This is a genomic window from Actinosynnema sp. (genome assembly GCF_052038725.1).
In genome coordinates this window covers 1-4271 of record NZ_JBQGCX010001377.1, presented here as the reverse complement: position 1 = coordinate 4271, position 4271 = coordinate 1, and the positions used below count along the sequence as shown (strand labels likewise).

Genomic DNA, 4271 nt, shown 5'->3' with positions numbered 1-4271 from the left:
GACGAGATCCGGATCAGTTGGAACACCAAGCAGTTGCACGACCTGGCGCTGGCGCGGGCCCGCGCCTCCCAGGGGCGCGACCACACCCCGGACGAGCTGTGGGGCGAGGTCTTACCCGCCGAGGTGGACGGCGAGCCGACTGCCGACTACCTGTTCACCCGCAGCCTCCCCCGCCCGCGCGACGTGATCCAGTTCCTCAACCAGTGCCGCGACACGGCGCTCGCCGCCGGGCGCCACCGGATCACCGAGGACGACGTGCGCGAGGCGACCCTGGTGTTCTCCCGCTGGAAGACGCGCGACCTGCCGAAGGAGTACGGCACCCGGTTCCCGTTCCTCACCGAGCTGCTGGTGGTGTTCCGGGACGCGTCCCACCTGCTGACCAGGGACGGGATCGCCGAACTGCTCCTGGTCCACCAGGACTCGCTCATGCAGCGCCACAGCCGGTACGAGGACCTGCTCAACGCTGACGTGGTGATCGAGCTGCTGTTCTCCGTGGGCTTCCTCGGCGTCCGCCGACGTGGCCGCCACGTCTACGGAGGCGCCGAAGAGCGGGCCGTGCAGCCGTACGAGTCCGACTTCTGCGTGCACCCCTGCTTCCGGCCCGCGCTCAACACCACCGAACCGCCCGCGCTGGCCGCGCTGGAAATGCCCCCCGACCACGGCGTCGTCGTCCAGACCGGTTACATCCAAGGGGGGATCAACACCAGCAACTCGTTCGGCGGGGCGGACGTGGACATCTCCCCCAGGGACGACGAGCGGGGCTGACGGCCCGACGCGGTGCGTCCGCGCCCGTGCTGGCTGGTGGGACGCCCGGCCAGGACCAGCGGCGGACGAGACCCGGCCTCGCCGCCACCGCGTCCGGTGGCCACCCGGTTGATCCGCCCGACCGCACCCGCGACCCGCTTGCGCGCGGCCGGAACCGGCACCGGCGCAGGGGAGGAACGGGGAGATGGCTCGCGCGCTTGTCGACAAGGCCGCCGTGCCCGCCGAGGTCCTGCGCGGTGTCAGCGAGGTCAAGTCCACCGTGGACGAACCGCCCGTGCGCACCCCCGCGCCCGAGGTCGTCGGCGCCGTTCGCGAGCTCGCCCACCGGGAGCGGAAAGCCGTGGTGCTCAGCGACGCGGTCGAGGACGCGCTGCTCGACGCCCTCCGGGACGCGGGGCAGGGGGACGCGGGCGACGGGCCGGCGCTCGTCACCGTCGAGCACCTCGGGCGGGCGCTGCTGCGGTTGTCCGGCACGCGGGTCGCGGAACTGCTGGCGCGCGACGGGTTCACCGCCGAGCAGGTGCGCATCGGGCCCGCTGGCGCCCCACCTCCACGCCTTCGCAGGCTCGCAGGCCGTCCGGGGCGGGCGGGACGCCACCACCGCGTCCGACCTGCTGCTCGCCGTCCTCGCGCTGGACGAGCTGCTCCACGCGCACGGCGAGGCGCTCAAGCCGGAACTGCTGCCCGCCAACGACGCGGGCGCCGTCCTGCGCTCCTGCGGCGCGGACGCCGACGCCCTGCGCGACCTCGTCCCCACCGGCCGGGTCTTCACGGGCAGGCCGTTCCTGGTCGCCCCGAAGGTGGGTGGTGAGGAGGAGAACTCCACGCGGCTGAGCCCGGCCGCCGAGCGGGTCATGGGGGCGGTGCGGCAGCGGGTCTCGGACGGGGCGCGGTTCGGCACGCGCCTGCTCGTGCGGGAACTGCTCGACGACGAGGGCGGCGAGGTCGCGAAGCTGCTGGCGCGCCAAGGGCGCGGACGTGGAGCGGTTGCGCGCGGGGCTCCAGGCGTAGGGTCGTCGCGCAGGGACGAGCACACGGGGCGGTCGGGTGGACGAGGCAGGCGCCGGGGCGAAGCGCTGGGCTCCGCTGCTCACCGCCCTGATCTTCCTGGTGGCCCTCAACCTGCGCCCCGCGATCACCTCGGTCGGCCCGCTGCTCCCGGACATCGCCGCCGACGAGGGGCTCAGCGAGGCCGGGCAAGGACTCCTCGGCGCGCTGCCGCTGATCGCGTTCGGCCTCGCCTCGCCGTTCGTGCACCGGATCTCCACCCGGATCGGCGCCGAGCGCACCCTCCTGGCCGCGCTCCTGGCGCTCGCGGCGGGCCTGCTGACCCGCTCGTTCACCGGCCACCCTGGGCTGTGGGTCGGAACCGCCCTGCTGGGCGCCGCGATCGGCGTGGGCAACGTGCTCGCGCCCTCGGTGGTCAAGCGCGACTACAGCGGCGCCGTCTCCGCGGCGACCGGGGTCTACTCGGCTTTCATGACCACCGCCGCCGCCACCGCGTCGGCCGTGGCCGTCCCGCTGTCCGCGCCGCTGGGCTGGCGCGGCTCGCTCGCGGTGTGGGCGGTCCCGGCGCTGCTGATCGCGCTGCTGTGGCTGCCCAGGGCCCTGCCCGCGCCGACCCGCAGCGACCCGCTCCCGGAAGCGGCCACCACCAGCGTGTGGCGGCAGCCGACCGCCTGGGTGCTGACCGCGTTCATGGGCCTGCAGTCGACCACCTTCTACGTCGTGGTCACCTGGCTGCCCACGATCGAGACCACGGCGGGCGTCAGCCCCGAGCAGGCCGGTCTGCACCTGTTCGCCTACCAGGTCACCGGGATCGCCGCGGGGCTGGCGATCCCGCGCCTGATGCGGGACCCGGCCACCCAGGTCGCGGCGGCGGTCACCGCGAGCACCCCGATGCTGCTGGGCGTCCTCGGCCTGCTGGCCGCACCGGGGCTGAGCGCGCTGTGGACCGTCGTGATCGGCCTGGGCACCGGGTCGTCCCTGGTGGTGGCGCTGTCCCTGATCGGCCTGCGCGGTCGCACGCACGCCGAGACCACCGCGCTCTCCGGCATGGCCCAGTCCCTCGGTTACCTGCTGGCCGCGGCGGGCCCGGTCGCGGCCGGTCACCTCGCCGAGCGCACCGGGTCGTGGCGGGCCTCGTTGTGGCTGGTCGCGGCGCTGGCGGCGGTCCAGATCGTGGTGGCCCTGCGCGCGGGCCGGGTGCCCGACCGCCGCACCGCGCAGAGCTGAACCCCACTCGCGAACCCCTGCGGCTGTGGCGTGCCTCACGAACTGACCAAATGACCGATCCGGTCAGTATCTTCAACACCATGATCACCACGAAGCAGCGACGAGCACTCGTAGTCGGCGCCGGGATCACCGGACTCGCCACCGCCGGACGCCTGCGCAGGGCCGGGTGGACCCCCGTCCTCGTCGAGCGCTCCGCCCAGCGCCGCTCCGGCGGCTACTTCATCGCCCTGTTCGGCGCCGGTCACGCCGCCGCCCGCAGGCTCGGCATCCTCGACCACCTGCACGACCGCACCGCCCCCCGACCCCCGCTGGAGATCGACCGCGCGGGCGGCTCGCGCCCCGGCTTCGGCATGACCGACCTGCCCGGCAAGCCCTGGATGATGCTGCGCGGCGACGCCGAGCGGGCCGCGTTCGCCGCGCTCCCCGGCGACGTCGAGATCCGCTTCTCCACCGTCCCCGCCGCCATCGCCCAGGACGCGGACGGCGTCGACGTCACCCTGCTCGACACCGCGACGGGCACGTCCACCACCGAGCGGTTCGACCTGGTCGTCGGCGCCGACGGGCTCCGCTCCGCGGTCCGCTCGCTCGTGTTCGGCCCGCACGAGCGCTACCTCAAGCGGCTCGGTTACATGATCGCCGCGTTCGAGCACGACGGCCCGCTCGACGGCCTCGAACCGGGCCGGGGCGCGATGCTGCTCGAACCCCACCGCTCGATGTGGGTCTTCGCCTTCGCCGACCACAACCCGACGGTCCTGTTCAGCTACCGCGCCGACGACGTCGACGCCCAGTTCACCGGCGCCCCCGCGCAGCGGGTCAGGGAGGCGTTCGGCCCGCAGCCCACCGGCCGCGTCCTCGGCGCCGCGCTCGACTCGCTGGAGAAGGCCGACACCGCCCTGTTCGACTCGGTCGAGCAGGTCCGCATGGACACCTGGCGCCGGGGCCGCGTCGTCCTGGTCGGCGACTCGGCCTGGTGCGTCACCCTCTACTCCGGCATGGGCGTCTCCGCGGGCTTCGCGGGCGCCGAACTGCTCGGCGCGGCCCTGGAGGCCACCCCCGACGACGTGCCCGGCGCGCTCGCCGAGTGGGAGCGCGGCCTGCGCCCGCACATCACCGCCCACCAGGACGCCGCCCCCGACCAGCGCCGGGTGTTCGTGCTGGACAACCGGGTGCAGGTCGCCCTGCGCCGCGCCCTCCCGCTGATCACCCGCACCCGGCCGGGCAAGCGGCTGGCCGAGCGCGTCATGGGCTTCGACGAGATCGCCCGCACCAAG

4 protein-coding genes are annotated in these 4271 nt (G+C 74.5%); all 4 read left to right on the top strand.

Annotated features, from left to right (window positions below; all coding sequences use genetic code 11):
* Positions 1 to 765 (top strand): P-loop ATPase, Sll1717 family (locus ACTUAL_RS29115; RefSeq protein ID WP_440902481.1); only part of this gene is annotated, 765 nt, incomplete at its 5' end.
* Positions 766 to 949: 184 nt separating this feature from the next.
* Positions 950 to 1576 (top strand): hypothetical protein, encoded by a 627-nt coding sequence (locus ACTUAL_RS29110; protein ID WP_440902480.1) that lies wholly within the window; start codon positions 950 to 952, stop codon positions 1574 to 1576.
* A 236-nt stretch (positions 1577 to 1812) separates the two neighbouring features.
* The gene (locus ACTUAL_RS29105) at positions 1813 to 3000 is read left to right on the top strand and encodes an MFS transporter (RefSeq protein ID WP_440902479.1); all 1188 of its coding nucleotides are present in this window, start codon (positions 1813 to 1815) and stop codon (positions 2998 to 3000) included.
* Positions 3001 to 3080: 80 nt separating this feature from the next.
* On the top strand, positions 3081 to 4271 hold a 1191-nt coding region (locus ACTUAL_RS29100; RefSeq protein WP_440902478.1), incomplete at its 3' end, for an FAD-dependent monooxygenase.

Coding starts and splice junctions, on each gene's coding strand:
- ACTUAL_RS29110 (WP_440902480.1), top strand. CDS start 950: ATGGCTCGCGCGCTTGTCGACAAGGCCGCCGTGCCCGCCGAGGTCCTG.